The sequence below is a fragment of the Cystobacter fuscus genome, from assembly GCF_002305875.1.
Classification (GTDB): Bacteria; Myxococcota; Myxococcia; order Myxococcales; family Myxococcaceae; genus Cystobacter; species Cystobacter fuscus_A.
Genome location: NZ_CP022098.1, coordinates 11,893,701 through 11,908,959 on the forward strand (window position 1 = coordinate 11,893,701; position 15,259 = coordinate 11,908,959).

Genomic DNA, 15,259 nt, shown 5'->3' on the forward strand with positions numbered 1-15,259 from the left:
CGAGGCAGTCTACGGATTTCGGCCCCACGATCCCCGGAGCAGTTCGAACGCGACGTCCCATATTTGGGAATCGGATGCATCGCGCGGCGGCAGGCGGTCGCGGGCGGGCCGGTCGTCCTCATCCGGGGCCTCTGGATCGGCGCCCGCGTCGAGAAGCCGCCGCATCATCGGGATGTCCAGCCGCGATGCCGCAAGCCCGAGCGCAGTGTATCCGGCCTGCCCGCCCCATTCGTTGATCGTCCTCGAGGCCCCCGCGCCCAGGAGAAGAGAAGCGATGCCCAGGTCGCCCACGCCCGCGCACGCCCGCAACGGCGTGTCCCCTTCACTGCTACGCACGTTGGGATCAGCCCCCGCCTTCAGGAGCGCTTCGACTGCCGCCTGCTGGCCTTCGAAGACCGCTACCAACAAGGGGGTCACGTCCCGCCCGACGTTCCATGCGTTGACGTCCGCGCCGTGCTCAAGGAGCGCCATGAGCACGTCGAGCCCGCCTCTCTCTGCGAGTTCGTTGATGGCCACATGCAGCGGACGCAAACCCGGCCACTGCGCCTGCGGCTCGTTCGGATCGGCACCACCGGCCAGCAGCGCCTTGACCCGAGGCGCATCGTGCTGTTCGATCGCCGCGAAGAGTTCTTTCGACATAGCTCACAGCTCCGCCATCGGATGACCAGGGGCGCAATTCTGGTCTTCAAGCTTCCTGGTATTCGCGAAGGCCTTTTCTACTTCGGTGATTGCGTTCTCATGGCTCGGGTCGGGCTTGCCTCCAAAGCATTCTTCCTGAATCTGCCACCGCTTCTCCAGGAGCTTTTTCTGGGCTTCAAGACGCTGCCGGATCCTAGAGCACGGCACCTTGGCCATCTTCTTCTCGTTCCATGATCCGGGCGACCTCGGAGCGAGGAGTGGGACTGACCGGTTGAGCAGATCCTTCTCCTCCTGAAGCTCGTCGAGACGGCTGTTCTTGCAGGTCTGAGCCGCGTGGCGAGGGACCCGGTCGTACTCTTCCGCGCTGGTGTAGTTCCTACCCGTCGCCGGATTGGTCTTCTTCCACCAAGGGGTGGGAGCCGTGACCGCCGCAACCGGGTCCGAATCAAAGTCAGGCACGACCTCCCCTACATCCTGTGGCACGAGTTTCTCCATGAGCCGCCGTGACTCCTCCGCCAGTTCCCGCAAACGGGCCTCGTACTCCCCTTGTGCGTCAACCCACTCCGGGCGACGGTCGATCTCCGGCCCGGCGGTGCTGGAGGGGTGGAGCAGCACGAGGAACACGAGCAACGGGCCTACCCGCGGGAGGACGTCAACCCACGTCTTGGCGCGGCCCACCTGTGCAAGTCTCTCCGCCCCCCTCACTACCTCGGCAGCTTGCCCGCTGGCGTTCGTGGTCTGGGAGAAGCGATCGAAGGCCCGTTCCGCCGCGGTGAGCTTGCCCTTCAACGATTCCCATTGACGTGGCGCCAGGTCATTGCGCGCCTGAAAGAGCAGCGCCCTGGCCTGTTCCAGGTCCACCTTTCCAATAGGCGGCTGCCGCGAGTCCGTCCGCGCGGAGACGAACTGGATGCGAGGGTGCGAGGGAGGAGTCGAGGCGAAGGCGGAGGAGCGTGACATCGAGGGCGAGGCGGGCGCGCTCGCGCAGGCGGACACCCAGAAGAGAAGTGCGAAGCACACTCGAAAACGCATGAATACGTCCTCCAATCCATTCAGAACCTGGAGGGTCCAGGCGGAACTGTACGGAGTATGAAGGGCGCTCTGACAGCAACGGCTCCAGGGTCCAGAGTACGGAACCTGGCGGGGAGGAGACCTGAAGTGCGGGACGTAGGGCGCGCGTGTACTTCCTCACCAGAAGTGCTGACCAGTTACCGCTGCATATTCGACAACACCGCAAGCCGCCGAATGATGGCTTTTTGATGTGCTTGATAGCTTGATGATCACGGCGCTTGCAGGCGAGCACCGCCCAAGAAGAGCGGCGCTTGCCTATAGTTAGCGTTGGCGAATTCTTATCGGCGAGACATCAGTTCCATACCAGTCTGGACTCCATTCACAACTCCAACGAGGAAACGGTATGTCATTCGGGCAGAGTAGTTATTGCCGGGGAAGGTGTCCCGGGGAAGGTGTCAGAGGACTCGTAACCGAGGACTCGTAACAACACTTTTGGGAAGGTCACGGGCACACCATCGGACCTCACCACCGAGACCTCCCTCCCCCCGCGAGGCCGCTTCCTCAGCTGAAGGTCGTGGTCAGGCTCAGCGGGCCGGCGGGGACGCCCACGTCGAGGCCCGCGGGATTGTCCGAGGGCGTCTGCCAGGCGTTGGCCTCCGTCACCGTCTTGCCCGTGGCATCGTTCGAGATGGACATGCGGCCATTGTGGCCCGCGGGTTCAATCTGGCTGACGTCATAACCGCTCCAGCCCGTGCCGGCGTTCGCGAACGTCGCCTCGCCCCAGGTCTGACCGGAGTTCGCGCCCGGATTCGCCGTGCCGTCCTTCGACACACACCACGCGACGCTGCTGTTGCTGTCGAACGCCACGGTCTGCGACTGGCCGGGCTGCAGCGTGAACGTCACCGGCGTGCTCTTGTCGAAGTACTGCCCGCTGTTCGGGCCGCCGTCCTCGCCTGTCTTGTTCCAGAGCGTGACGGTCTGCGGCTGGTTCGTGTTGTTGGTGAACGTGTTGGTGTACTTGAACTGGTCCTTCTGGCCCGGGTCGATGAGCTGCATGTTGCTGTTGTACGGCGAGCCGACGTTGTTCTTGGCCAGCCACGGCGTACTCGGATCCACCTGCTCGGTGGACCCGGCGGAGGGCGGGCCAAACCCCGGGCCCGCGTCACTGTCGTAGGTGGGGTGCGTCGGGTTGGCCGGGCTGTTGGGCGTGTTCGAGGCGGTGAACCCCTGGGGCGCGGGGGGCGCGGGGGCACCCACTTCGGGTCCGGCGGCCAGGTCCGGCGGCGCCTCGAATGAGTCGCCCCCCTGCAGCTCATTCAGCAACTGCGTGAGCTCGCCCAGCATCTGCGTCAGCTGCTCGATGTTGCCCGGGCCCTGCTCGAAGGAGTCGGACAGGAAGTTCTGCCACACGTCGTTCACCGGCTGCTGCTCGGGGGGACGCGCCACGCTCTCGGCCGGAGAGGAGACCTGCTTGCTGTTGGAGGTGCTCCAAAGGGGAGAGGAGTAGGGCGAGCGGTTGACCGAGATGGACATGGACGAATCCGTGGGGCCGAAGGGGAGTGCGTGCGAACAAAGCAGGACGCATGCCAACGTCCCTCCCCCCGCCACTCGCGAGGGCCCGGGCTCCCCTCCTCTCGGGAACCGAGTCTCCTGGGATGAGCGCTCCGGCCCCCAGGCCCCCGAGCGTCGCGCGGTGAGGTGTCGGCAGTCACCACCTGGTGTCTGGAGTCATCACCCGCCCCGCAGCACGTCGAGGATGACGGCGTAGTGCACGAAGGCCCCCGTGATGACCATGAGGTGGAAGATCTCGTGGTAGCCAAAGAGGGTGGGACGGGGGTCCGGCCACCTGCGCGCGTAGACCCCGGCGCCCAGGGCATAGACGACGGCGCCGAAGACGAGCCACCCGACCCGCACCGGGCCAATGACCCCTGGCAGGCGCAGCATCACCGGGACCGACACCGTCCCCAGCACGATATAGAGCACGGAGCGCAGCCCTCGCGGCCCGGAGTGGCCCAGCAGCGAGAGCCCCGCCCCCGTGAGCGCCGCGCTCCACATCACCCAGAGCATCCGAGGGCCCCAGCCCCCCGCCTCGTCCAGGACGGCGATGGGCGTGAAGGTGCCCGCGATGAGCATGTAGATGGCCGCATGGTCGCACCGTCGGAGGCGCTGGTAGACGACGGGGCTCCAGTTGGGGCAGTGGTACGTCGCGCTGACTCCGAACATCAGCACCAGGCTGGCGCCGAACACCAGGCCGGCCACGTGCCGCGCGCCCTCGGCCGGGGCCTGGGCCAGGAAGAACCACCCGGCGAGCGCCGCCACGAACGCGAGCGCATGCGACACGCCGCGCAGCAGGGGCTTCACTTCCTCCTCCTCGATAAGGAGGGCCTCGACGCGCTCGGGGGATTCCATGACCTGTTCGTACTCCTGGCAGGTCACCGCCGTGTCAGCGCGTGGCCGCCTGCTGTCCAGACGCGGACGTCTGGCGCCAGGGTCTGCCGCCTCGTGCACACTGCGATCACACCCTTCCAGGCCGCAGGGGCAGCTCCAGCGTGAAGCGAGCTCCGCCGCCCTCGCGCCGCTCGGCCCACACGCGGCCCCCGTGTGCCTCGGCCGCCCGGCGCGCCACGTACAGCCCCAACCCCAGCCCTCCGTAGGAGCGCGAGGACACCGCCCGTCCGAAGCGCTCGAAGATGTGCTCGAGCCGGCCATCCTCCACAGGCTCCGCGCCGACCTCCCTCGAGGTCAGGCGCTGCGGCGGCTGTGCGGTATCGTGGAGGGGGGATGCTGATGAGCGTGCAGGTGAGCCGGGCATTGGTGGCCTTCCTCTCCGCGGAGTGTGCGCACCAGCCGGTACTGCTGGTGCTGGAAGACTTGCATTGGAGCGATGCGCTCACCGTCAAGCTCCCCGGGTTGTGGTCGCGGCGCCTGCAGGGATTGCCGCTCACGGGCCTGAGCCGCAAGGCGGGGGCGCGGTTGGTGCGCGAGGTGTTGGGCTCGCAAGTGCCGGAGGCCGTCGTGCAGCGGACCGTGGAGATGGCCGATGGCAACGCGCTCTTCCTGGAGGAGCTCATCCGCATGGTGGCCGATGGGCGAGGAGAGGCCATCCCGGAGACGGTGCTGGCGGTGCTTCAGGCGCGCTTGATGAGAATGGAGGCCGGGGCCCGCCAGGTGCTGCCCCAGGCGGCGACCCGGCTCTTCGAGCAGTACGACCTGCAGGGGGCACTCTGGTGCACGCAGGAGGCCCTGGGCTGCGGCGTCGAGGAACGGCTGCGCACTGTTCCCTCCCTACCTGCTCTTCGCCGGGAGGGACTTCGTCACCTTCCTGCTCGCGCGGGGGCGGGCGGAGGAGGCCCGGCGGGTGGCGAGTCTCGGAGTGGAAGCACTGGAGCGGATGGGCGGCTCGGGAGTCCATGCGGTGCCCATGTACCTGGCGCTGGCGGAAGCCTGCTTCGCGCGGGGGGATGACACGGCGGGCGAGAGCGCGCTGCGCGAGGCACTGCGTGCCGTGCGCACACGTGCCGGGGACCTCTCCGCGCCCGAGGCCCGCGAGCGTTTCCTGAGCCAGGTTCCCGAGAATGCCCGGACGCTGGAACTGGCGCGCCAGCGCTGGGGCGAAGACGCAGCGTAGCCTGCATCCCGGGAGTCTGGAGCGAACGCGGCGCTCACTCTAGGGCGGTGCCCCGGCGGCATCATCGGCATCCGACCAGGGCAGTTCCTCGCCGGTCTCCATCCAGTGGTCGAGGTGCCGCGCGAGACGGCCGAACACGGGCAGGCCACGTCCGGAGAGATCCTCGCGCTGACTGGGATCCCGGGAGAGATCGTACAGTTGGTAGACGGGAGCGGGTCGCGCGGGCAGGTAGATGAGCTTCCATCGCGCCGTTCGCACCATCCGGTGCTTCGCCGCGAGGATGGCGTCGTGGAACGAGGGCCGCAGCACGAGCCGGCCACGGTCACTCGGATCGAAGAATCCCATCCGATCCACCCGCTCGGGCAGAGGCAGCTCCACCCCCGGCAGGTTGAGCGGATAGAACTGGAACCCCGTCTCCGCGTAGACGGGACGTCCCGGTCGGGTGCCCTGGATGAGGCCAACGAGCGAGACGCCATCGACGGCGGGCGAAGGGCCAGGGCCGCCGCTCAGCTCGAGCAGGGTCGGCATCAGATCGATGGAGCGAGAGAGCCCTCGGACCCGCGCTCCCGCCCAGCGCCCGTCCGGCATGCGAATCACGAGGGGGATGTGCGTGAGCTGATCACCCCCGAAGAAGTTCCTCTCGACGGCCAGGGCGGTGTCGGGTTGGAACAGCGCCTCCCCGTGATCCGAGGTGATGACGAGGATCGTGTCATGGGCCAGCCCGGTGCGCTCGAGGTGCTCGACGACCTGCCCCACGGTGTCATCGAACCGGGAGACTCCGCCGTCGTAGAGGTCGACGATATGCCGCCGCTCCGCGGGCGGGAACAAGCCTTCGAGACGACCCTGGATGAGATCATCGGGGTCGAACTGCATGGAGAAACGGCTCTTGCCTCGGTACCCGGCGTCGGTGAAACGCTTGTTGTAGGGGTAGCCGACGTCGTAGTTCGGATGGGTGAAGCGCAAGAAGAGCAGCCCCAGGAAGGGCTGGCCCGAGGCCGCCGTGCGATCCAACTCCTCGAGGAAGTCCGCGGTGATCCGGCCAGGATGGAGCGCCGCGCAGGAGCCCTTCATCGCGGGCAGCAGACGCGCACCGAGCGGATTGGCCAGGTAGTAGGTGAGCAGGGGGTGCGTGGTGGCGAGCAGCTCGTCGATCAAACTGCTGACCCGCTCGTCGTCGGGGACGGTGGTCTGGTCGAAGCCGAGGTCAACGCTCGCGAAGTTGTTCGCGGAACCGTCTCCGCTCACGAACGTCTTGTATCCGCGCTCGCGCAGGATGCGAGGCAGCGTGCGTGGATGGGCCGAGGTGCGCTCCGCCTGCTCGCGGGTCACGAACATGTAACGGATACCGGTGTGGATGGGATAGAGCCCCGTCAGGGTGGACGTCCACGACTCGGTGGTACTGGGTGTCACGGAATGATGCTGTTCGAAGGTGACCGATTCACGCGCCAGCCGGTCGAGATGTGGAGACGTGGGGCGGGGATAGCCATAGGTGCCGAGGTGATCCGCGCGAAGCGCGTCCGAGCCCAGGATGAGGATGTGGGGCCGCTCCCGCCGCGCGGGGGGTAGCGGCGAGCCGCGCCCCGCCGGCCACGCGGTGCCCAAAGCCAGAAGACCCACCGCCAGGCCCCCCGTCATGAGAGCCGCACGAGGCCATCGCCAAGCCTTTCGCGCCACCCAGCACCCGGCATCGTAGGCCGTGAGCAGGACGAGGAGGAGCATGACGCCCGTGAGGGCGACATGAAGGTCACGCTCGATGAGCCAGTAGAGATCGACGTCGAGCGACCGCACGAGCGCATCCAGATTGCCCGTGCTCGAGAGCGCAATGGGCCCCAAGCTCGACAAGCAGAGCGCCAGGTTCCAGAAGAGCGCCGCGAGGAGGAAGCGGGAGAACGGGCGGACCGCTCCAGGAGGCGTGCCACGCGCCAGGCGCCTGCGCTCGAGCGGCCAGCTCAGGAGCGTATGCGCGGCGCAGAGCACCGCGTACCCCGGCAAGAGGGCCACGTTGGCCCAGACGAGCTCCCGGAGATACTCCCGGCGCACCTGGGTGGCCAATTCATTGTCGATGCCATACACGGCCGCGGTGAAGATCACGCTGCTCACCACGAAAACGGCGGTGAAGAAACAGGCGTTCGCGAGGCCCCATCGCGGCAACGCGCCCGGTGACTTGTCGCCGGAGTGATGGCAACGATTGGAAGAGTTCATGCTGGAGTCATGGCTCGCGAAAGGACCTGGTGGGGGGACCCGAACCATCGCTCTCACAATGCCCGTGATGTGACACACATTGAGCGATGCACTCTGCTCTGTCAAACCAAAAATACGAGAAAAACCGGGAGGAGCGCGAACCACCTGTATTGGCTTTTCCCGGCGCGGCAACCGCTGGCTGAGTTGTCTTTCTGGCCCGCGCGCCCACCAGGCTTTGAAGCCGCTCGCGCCTCCCGAGCCCAGCTCAACCCACCTGGGCGGGCCGCAGGGGCAGCTCCAGGGTGAAGCGGGCTCCGCCGCCCTCGCGCCGCTCGGCCCACACGCGGCCCCCATGCGCCTCGGCCGCCCGGCGCGCCACGTACAGTCCCAACCCCAGCCCTCCGTAGGAGCGCGAGGACACCGCCCGTCCGAAGCGCTCGAAGATGTGCTCGAGCTGGTCCTCCGGAATCCCGATGCCCCGGTCCTCCACCACCACTCGCGCCACCCCGCACTCCGCCCACGCCCGCACCTCCACCGGATGGCGCGCCCCGAACTTGAGCGCATTGGCGAGCAGTCCGGACACCACCTGATCCACCCGCATCCGGTCCCACTCGCCGACGAGCTCCGGGGCCACCTCCACCCGCAGCGCGCAGCCCATGGCCTGGGACTCCGCCTCGAAGCGCTCCAACACCTCGCGCACCAGCTCGCCCAGGTCCATCCGCTCGGGCGACAGGGACAGCTCGCCGGTGGACAGGCGCGACACGTCCAGCAGCGTCTCCACCAGCGTGCCCAGGCGCCGCACCTGGCGCAGGCCCCGCTCCAACCGCTCCACCATGTCCAGGGCGGACTCGCGCCGCGCCCGCTGCACCAGCGTGCTCAATTGCAGGCCCAGCGACGTGAGCGGGGTGCGCAGCTCGTGGGACGCCACGGCGAGGAACTCGTCACGCAGGCGGATGGCCTCCTGGGACTCGTGGTACAGGCGCGCGTTCTCCAGCGTCAGCGCGGCGCGGCGCACCAGCTCCTGCACCACGGGCATGTCCCGCTGGCAGAAGCGCGGCCGGCTCCCGGTGGTGCCGAGCGTCACCACCCCCAGCGTCCCCATGCGTCCCACCAGCGGCACGTGGATGACGGAGCGCAGCCCCATGGCGAGAATGCGGCGCAGGTGCTCCGGAGAGCGCGCCAGCAGGGCCAGGCGCTCCTCGGGCACCTCCGTCAGCAGCAGGGGCTCGCCGGTGCGGAAGACGCGGGGAGGGCCCGAGGGGGCGTCCAGGTCCATGGGAAAGAGGCGATCCGTCTCGTACGCCCGCGTCACCCACGCGGGATCCTCGTGCGCCAGCGCCACCGTGCGCAGGTAGCGTCCCTCCTCGGGGAGGTAGATGGCGCACCAGTCCGCCAGTCCTGGCACCGGCACGCGCGCCACCCGATCCAGCGTCGACTGGAAGTCCAGCGAGCCCGCCAGCACCTCGCCGGCGCGAGCCAGCAGATCCCGATCCCTCGCGGCCCAGGCGCGCTCCTGGCGCAACCGGGCCTGCTCCACCTCGCGCGCCACCGCGGCCGGCAGCCGGGTGATGTTCGTCTTGGGGAAGTAGTCGTGCGCGCCGGCCTTCATCACCTCCACGCCCTCGTTCTCCCCCACGCTGCCGGAGACGACGATGAAGGGGATGTCCAGGCCACTGTCGAGCACGAGGGCGAGCGCGGAGGGCGCATCGAAGCCGGGCAGGCGGTAGTCGGAGATGACGATGTCCCAGCGCCCGGGCACGAGCGCCTCGCGCAGCTCCTCGGCCGACTGCACCCGGTGGGTGTGCACCTCGTAGCCACCATGGCGCAGCTCGCGCTCCACCAGGTCCTGGTCGTCCGGGTTGTCCTCCACCATCAGGACCCGCAGCGGTGTCCTCATGCACGCCCCCCCGCGGGCGGCGAGCGGTTGAGCATCAGCCAGTAGACGCCGAGCTGACGTGCCGCCTCGACGAACTCGTTGTAGCTCACCGGCTTGCGCACGTAGCTGTTGCAGCCATGGCTGTAGCTCTCCACCAGGTCCTTCTCCTCGTCCGAGGAGGTGAGGATGACCACGGGAAGGAAGCGGGTGCGCGGGTTGGCGCGAATCTGGCGCAGCACCTCGTGTCCGTCCAGACGCGGCAGATTGAGATCCAACAGCACCAGCGCGGGCAGGGGCGCGCCGGCCCGGTGCGCGTGGGCCTCGCGCGCGAAGAGGTAGTCGAGCGCCTCGACGCCGTCCTCCACCACCTCGAGCGGCTGGGTGAGGCCCGCGCGCTGGAACGCGCGCCGCGTCAGGTCGACGTCATCCGGGTTGTCCTCGACGAGGAGGATGGACCGAGAGCCATTCATGCCTCTGCCTCCTGGAGCGTGAAGCGCAAGATGGCGCCCGAGCCGCGGGTGGCCTGGGCGGAGATGTCCCCGCGGTGCCGGTGGACGATGCGCTGCACCGTGGCCAACCCGATGCCCGTGCCCGGGAAGTCCGAGGGCTTGTGCATCCGCTGGAAGGGGCTGAAGAGCTTGCCCGCGTAGGCCATGTCGAATCCCACCCCGTTGTCGCGCACAACGTAGTGGGGCACGCCGTCGACCATCTCCGAGAAGAACTCGATGTGGGCCCCGGAGCGCTTGCTGGTGAACTTCCAGGCATTGCCCAGCAGGTTCTCCAGCAGCACCCTGAGCAGCCGCGGGTCACCCCGCGCGACCAGGCCGGGCTGGAGGGAGCACGTCACGTCACGCGCGGGCTCGCGCTGGCGCAGTTCCTGGAGCACGCTCGTGGCGAGCGCGCTCAAGTCCACCGGCTCGCGCTGCACCTCGGCGCGGGTGACGCGCGAGAGCAGCAACAGATCGTCGATGAGCTGGCCCATGCGCGTGGCGGCCCCCTGCAGGCGCGAGAGCAGCCGCAGTCCCTCGGGCGACAGCCGCGGCCCGTCGTCCTCGAGCAGCGCCTGGGCGAAGCCGTCGATGGCGCGCAGCGGGGAGCGCAGGTCGTGCGAGACGGAGTAGCTGAAGGACTCCAGCTCCTTGTTGGCGACGGTGAGCTCGTGGGTGCGCTGGGCCACGCGCGACTCCAGCCGGGCCTCGCTGGCGCGCAGGGCGTCCGCCTGGGCGTGCACCCGGGCGAGGCTGGCGCCGTACTCCCGGGCCAGGAGGATGAGCTGGCGCCGGCTGAACCAGGCCAGCAGCACGCCCACCGCGAGCGTCCACAGCCCTCCGGCGAGGAGCACGGTGCGGCCCGCGCGCTCGGCCTCGAGTCCCCGGAGGGAGGCGTGCTGGCGTGTCTCGGCGACGATGGCATCCAGGGTCGCGCGGATCGCATCCATCCGGTCCTTGCCCGCGCCCGAGCGCACCACCGACAGCCAGTCGCCCCCCTGGTGGAAGAGGGACAACTCCTCATCGGCGAACCGCTCCCAATCCCGCCAGCGCTCGCGCAGCTCCTTCATCCAGGCGCGCTGTCCAGGCTCGCCCTCCATGCTTCGCTCCAATGCATCGACCACCGCGGGAAGCTCCTGCCCGGCCGTCTGGTAGGGCTCCAGGAAGGCCGGCTTGCCGGTGAGGAGGTAGCCGCGCAAGCCCGTCTCCCGGTCGACGAGAAGCTGGCGCGCCCGCTCCAGCCGGGTCAGGGACTGCTGGGAGTGCCGTGCATCCTCCTGGGCACGGATGAGGTTGCTCACCGACCACAAGAGGATGCCCGCGAGCAGCAGCAACAGCCCCAACGGCAGCAGGACGGCTCGCAGCAGCAGGTGTCGGAAACGGCGTGGCGCGGTCTCGGGCATCACTCGGCGAAGGTGGAAGACACGTTCCCGTGAAGGTTGGCCCCTGGGAGACGCCCTTCAACCCGGAGCACCGGACACGAAGACGGAGGCTCGGCAGGAGGGCGGCTCCGAGGAGCGGGCTCCGGGTCCGGCCGTCCACGGACCCCTCCGACCCCCGGCGGATTCAACCCGGGGTGCGCTCGGCCCCACGGAGAGCGCGAGGGGAAAAAGTGCCAGGTCGAGCAGAATCCGACATTTCCCTCCCTGGGGGGTCCCCCCTGCCTGGAGCACGACGTCGCCCGAGGATGTTAGAAGCGGAGGAACGCTGCATTCATGCATTCCACGGAAGGGCCAGCACATGACGCTCGCAAGCCGGGAAGCGCCCTATGGCGCCTGGAAGTCCCCCCTCACCGCCGAGCTCATCGCCTCCCAGTCGCTGTCGCTGGGTGAGGTGGCCGTCGATGGGGAGGACGTGTACTGGCTGGAGGTGCGCGCCAACGAGGGAGGCCGGCACGTCATCGTGCGGCGCACCGCGGAGGGCACGCAATCGGACCTGCTGCCCGCGCCCGCCGAGGGCCGCGCGGCCTACAGCGCGCGCAGTCTCGTGTACGGCCGGGGCGGCGGCTCGTTCACGGTGTCCGAGGGGCGGGTGGTGTTCGTCAACCACGCGAGCGGCGGCCCCCACCCGGATCAGCGCCTGTACCGGGTGAACCCGGGCCGCACGCCGGTGCCCATCACCCCGGACACGGGCGGCAAGCACCGCTACGCGGACCTGAGCATCGACCGGGCACGCAACCGCGTGCTGTGCGTGCGCGAGGACTGGCGCAACCTCCAGGAGGGCCAGCCGCGCATCGCGCTCGTCGCGGTGGACATCGACGGGCAGAAGCAGACGGTGCTCACGCAGGGGCGCGACTTCTACTCCTCGCCGGTGCTCAGCCCCAACGGCCGGCGCATCGCCTGGCTCGCGTGGGACTACCCGAGCATGCCGTGGGACGGGTGCGAGCTGTGGGTGGCGGACGTGGACGAGGACGGGGAGTTGCGTCACGCGCGGCTCGTGGCCGGTGGCTCCACCGAGTCCATCTTCCAGCCCGAGTGGTCGCCCCAGGGCGAGCTGTACTTCGTGAGCGACCGCAACAACTGGTGGAACCTCTACCGGCTGCAGGGGCGCAACGTGGTGCCGGTGCTCGAGCGCCGGGCGGAGTTCGGCGCGGCCCAGTGGAGCCTGGGCATGTCCACCTACACCTTCATCTCGCCCCGGCACGTGGTGTGTGCCTTCAACGAGCAGGGCCAGTGGCGGTTGGGGCGGCTGGACGTGGTGCTCGGCCAGTTCTCCGAGCTGAGCACGCCCTACACGGACATCTGCCATGTGCGCGGGGGCTTCGCCACGGCGTACTTCGTGGGCGGAGGGCCCGAGCAGCCCACGAGCGTGGTGCGGCTGGACATGGAGTCGGGCAAGCCCCAGGTCATCAAGGCCTCGAGCACGGTGCCCGAGTCGCTCCTGCCCTACCTGTCGCGCCCCGAGCCCCTGCACTACCCCACCACCGAGCTGGGTGAGTCGCACGCCTGGTACTACCCTCCCACCCACCCGGACTTCCGCGCGCCCGCGGGCGAGAAGCCGCCCCTGCTCATCCTCAGCCACGGCGGGCCCACGGGCGCGGCCTCGACGAAGCTGGACTGGACCATCCAGTACTTCACCAGCCGGGGCTTCGGCGTGGTGGACGTCAACCACCGGGGCAGCACGGGCCATGGCCGTGACTACCGGCTGTCGCTGTACGGCAACTTCGGCGTCATGGACGTGGATGACTGTGCCAACGCCGCGCTGAGGCTGGTGCAGGAGGGCCGCGTGGATGCCAGGCGCCTGGTGGCGCGGGGCACCGGCATGGGCGGCTACACCACCCTGTCGCTGCTCGCCTTCCGGGACATCCTGCGCTGTGGCACCAGCGCGGCGGGCGTGTCCAACCTGGAGTCCCAGGCGGAGAACTCGGAGAAGTTCGAGGCGCACTACCTGGATCAGCTCCTCGGCCCCGTGCTCGAGTCCCGGCAGCTCCTGCATGACCGGTCTCCGGCGTTCCACCTGGACAACCTCAAGCGCAGCCCGCTGTTGTTCATCCAGGGCCGGCAGGACACGCGGGTGCCCTCGCGGGAGACGGAGGAGCTGGTGCGCAAGCTGCGCGCGCACGGAGTGCCCACGGCGCTGCTGCTCATCGAGGGCGAGGCCCAGGCGCCCCGCGGCACCCCCGAGGCGCGCAAGGCCCTGGAGATCGAGCTGTCCTTCTACGCGCGCGTCATGGGGCTCACCCTGGCCGAGCCCCTGGAGCCGGTGGTCATCGAGCCCTCGCCTGCCTCCTAGCCCTCCTTCGCGCCGTCCGCCCACGAACGGGCGGGCGGGCGGAAGTTGTGGTCGCCCCGGGTCATCTCCAGCTTCCCGGGAATGCCATCCAATCCGGTCACGCCGTGGGAGTGGGGCCTGTTCGCGGTGCTCGTCCTCGGGATGATCATCATCGACCTCAGGTCCCACCGCGGCACGCATGCCGAGTCGCGCAAGGCGGCCTATCTCTGGAGCGTGGCGTGGATCGCCATGGGGCTCGGGTTCGGGGGCTTCGTGGCCTGGAGGCACGGAGGCGTGGCGGCACAGGAGTACCTGGGCGCCTACCTCATCGAGAAGAGCCTCAGCCTGGACAACCTGTTCGTCTTCCTCGTCATCTTCTCGAGCCTCGGGGTGCCCGAGGATCACCAGCGCCGGGTGCTCTTCTGGGGCATCCTCGGGGCGCTCGTGTTCCGCGGCCTGTTCATCCTCGTGGGGCTGGAGGCGCTGGAGCACTGGCACTGGGTGGTCTACGTCTTCGGTGCGCTGCTGCTCGTCGCCGCCTGGCGCGTGGCGCGCGCGCCGCACGGCCAGGAGACGGGGGACAACAAGCTGGTGACGTGGCTGACGCGGCGCCTGCCCGTGACGCGGCACGCCCCGGATCGGGCCTTCTTCACGCGCACGAAGGAGGGGTGGCGGGCCACGACCCTGTTCGTCGCGCTCGCCGCCATCGAGTTGTCGGACGTGGCGTTCGCCGTGGACTCCGTCCCCGCGGCCCTGTCGGTGAGCCGCAACCTGTTCGTGGTCTACACGTCCAACGTGTTCGCCATCCTCGGGCTGCGCGCGCTCTACATCGCGCTGGCCAGCTCGGCGCACGAGCTGCGCTACCTGCGCTTCGGGCTCGCGGCGGTGCTCGCGTTCGCGGCGCTGAAGATGCTCCTGTCGGAGTGGCTCGAGGTCCCGCCGCTGCCCTCGGTGGCCGTCATCGTGGTGTGCATCGGCACCGCGGTGGGCTTCAGCCTGCGGGCGCGCCACCGGGACGCCCACGGAGGAGGACCCCCCGGGGAGGCCCGGGCGTAGGCCGCCCTCCGTCCCGCCCTCGCGGTGGGGCTCGAGGCGGCACGGCTGGCCTGGGGTCACCCGCGTACCCTTGGCGGCCTGGGTGCCGTCCTGGGTACCTTTGGGTCCCCTGGACGAATGGGCCCGCGTGAGGAACAGCGTGCTCCCCGGCGCGTTCCGGAGCAACCCAGGTGCAAGCGCGCGGGAGTTGGGTTATTCGATAAGACGATGGCCGCCAGGAAAACCACATCTCCACCGACCCTGGGCGAATACCAGGAGCTGTTGCGCTCCTCGGGGCTGCGCAGCACGGCGGCGCGGATCGCCGTCCTCCGGGAACTGGAAGCCGCCACCACGCCGCTGAGTCACGCGGACCTGGTGGACGCGCTCAAGGACGAGGGCTACGACCGCGTCACGCTCTACCGCAACCTCACGGACCTGACCGAGGTCGGCCTCGTGGTGCGCACGGACCTGGGAGACCGGGTGTGGCGCTTCGAGCTCAAGCGCGACGCGTCGGGCGGCCACCATGACCCGCACCCGCACTTCACCTGCACGGACTGCGGCGCCGTGTCGTGCCTGCCGGCGAAGTCCGTCCGCCTCTCGCCCACCAAGGGGCTGCCCAAGTCCGTGACGGACAGCGCGGTGGACATCCAGTTGCGCGGCCTGTGTGACCGCTGCGGCTAGGCCCGCGCG

General features: G+C 69.2%; 14 protein-coding genes. 5 read left to right on the forward strand and 9 right to left on the reverse strand.

The features are described 5' to 3' along the window. Positions 1-9: 9 nt before the first annotated feature. From CYFUS_RS48260 to CYFUS_RS51485, 5 genes are all read right to left on the reverse strand, one after another. Positions 10-639 carry an ankyrin repeat domain-containing protein gene (locus CYFUS_RS48260; RefSeq protein ID WP_095991386.1) on the reverse strand — a complete coding sequence of 210 codons (630 nt, stop codon included), beginning with the start codon at positions 637-639 and terminating at the stop codon, positions 10-12. A gap of 3 nt (positions 640-642) precedes the next feature. Continuing rightward, complete coding sequence (locus tag CYFUS_RS48265; RefSeq protein WP_157759078.1) at positions 643-1,428, reverse strand: hypothetical protein; 786 nt, start codon at positions 1,426-1,428, stop codon at positions 643-645. A gap of 783 nt (positions 1,429-2,211) precedes the next feature. After that, positions 2,212-3,183 (reverse strand): hypothetical protein, encoded by a 972-nt coding sequence (locus CYFUS_RS48270; RefSeq protein ID WP_095991388.1) that lies wholly within the window; start codon positions 3,181-3,183, stop codon positions 2,212-2,214. Positions 3,184-3,381: 198 nt separating this feature from the next. Then, positions 3,382-4,059 (reverse strand): PAQR family membrane homeostasis protein TrhA, encoded by a 678-nt coding sequence (gene trhA, locus CYFUS_RS48275; RefSeq protein WP_198316387.1) that lies wholly within the window; start codon positions 4,057-4,059, stop codon positions 3,382-3,384. Between the two features lie 106 nt (positions 4,060-4,165). After that, on the reverse strand, positions 4,166-4,366 hold the full coding sequence (locus CYFUS_RS51485) for a sensor histidine kinase (protein WP_420042671.1): 201 nt from the start codon (positions 4,364-4,366) through the stop codon (positions 4,166-4,168). 65 nt (positions 4,367-4,431) lie between these two features. Here CYFUS_RS51485 and CYFUS_RS52115 point away from each other — a divergent pair, with 65 nt between their 5' ends. Together CYFUS_RS52115 and CYFUS_RS48290 are read left to right on the forward strand one after the other, a co-directional pair. Next, positions 4,432-5,115, forward strand: coding sequence for a hypothetical protein (locus CYFUS_RS52115; protein ID WP_198316388.1), 684 nt, complete (start codon positions 4,432-4,434; stop codon positions 5,113-5,115). Continuing rightward, positions 5,066-5,278, forward strand: a complete 213-nt coding sequence (locus CYFUS_RS48290; RefSeq protein WP_157759079.1) for a hypothetical protein — start codon at positions 5,066-5,068, stop codon at positions 5,276-5,278. Before CYFUS_RS52115 ends, CYFUS_RS48290 begins: the two co-directional genes overlap by 50 nt. A gap of 39 nt (positions 5,279-5,317) precedes the next feature. Here the strand turns inward: CYFUS_RS48290 and CYFUS_RS48295 are convergent, their stop codons facing one another. From CYFUS_RS48295 to CYFUS_RS51490, 4 genes are all read right to left on the reverse strand, one after another. Next, positions 5,318-7,480, reverse strand: a complete 2,163-nt coding sequence (locus CYFUS_RS48295) for a sulfatase (RefSeq protein ID WP_157759080.1) — start codon at positions 7,478-7,480, stop codon at positions 5,318-5,320. Between the two features lie 244 nt (positions 7,481-7,724). After that, on the reverse strand, positions 7,725-9,356 hold the full coding sequence (locus CYFUS_RS48300) for an ATP-binding protein (RefSeq protein WP_269770188.1): 1,632 nt from the start codon (positions 9,354-9,356) through the stop codon (positions 7,725-7,727). Further along, positions 9,353-9,805 carry a response regulator gene (locus CYFUS_RS48305; protein WP_095991392.1) on the reverse strand — a complete coding sequence of 151 codons (453 nt, stop codon included), beginning with the start codon at positions 9,803-9,805 and terminating at the stop codon, positions 9,353-9,355. The genes CYFUS_RS48300 and CYFUS_RS48305 overlap by 4 nt, the downstream gene beginning before the upstream one ends. Continuing rightward, the gene (locus tag CYFUS_RS51490) at positions 9,802-11,226 is read right to left on the reverse strand and encodes a sensor histidine kinase (protein ID WP_157759081.1); all 1,425 of its coding nucleotides are present in this window, start codon (positions 11,224-11,226) and stop codon (positions 9,802-9,804) included. The genes CYFUS_RS48305 and CYFUS_RS51490 overlap by 4 nt, the downstream gene beginning before the upstream one ends. Positions 11,227-11,563: 337 nt before the next feature. Between CYFUS_RS51490 and CYFUS_RS48320 the strand changes: the two genes are divergently transcribed. The 3 genes from CYFUS_RS48320 (at position 11,564) to CYFUS_RS48330 (ending at position 15,250) form a co-directional block, all read left to right on the forward strand. Further along, positions 11,564-13,555, forward strand: coding sequence for a S9 family peptidase (locus CYFUS_RS48320; protein ID WP_157759082.1), 1,992 nt, complete (start codon positions 11,564-11,566; stop codon positions 13,553-13,555). An 81-nt stretch (positions 13,556-13,636) separates the two neighbouring features. After that, positions 13,637-14,590 (forward strand): TerC/Alx family metal homeostasis membrane protein, encoded by a 954-nt coding sequence (locus CYFUS_RS48325; RefSeq protein WP_232537246.1) that lies wholly within the window; start codon positions 13,637-13,639, stop codon positions 14,588-14,590. A gap of 207 nt (positions 14,591-14,797) precedes the next feature. Further along, positions 14,798-15,250 carry a Fur family transcriptional regulator gene (locus CYFUS_RS48330; protein WP_095991395.1) on the forward strand — a complete coding sequence of 151 codons (453 nt, stop codon included), beginning with the start codon at positions 14,798-14,800 and terminating at the stop codon, positions 15,248-15,250. Positions 15,251-15,259: the final 9 nt, after the last annotated feature.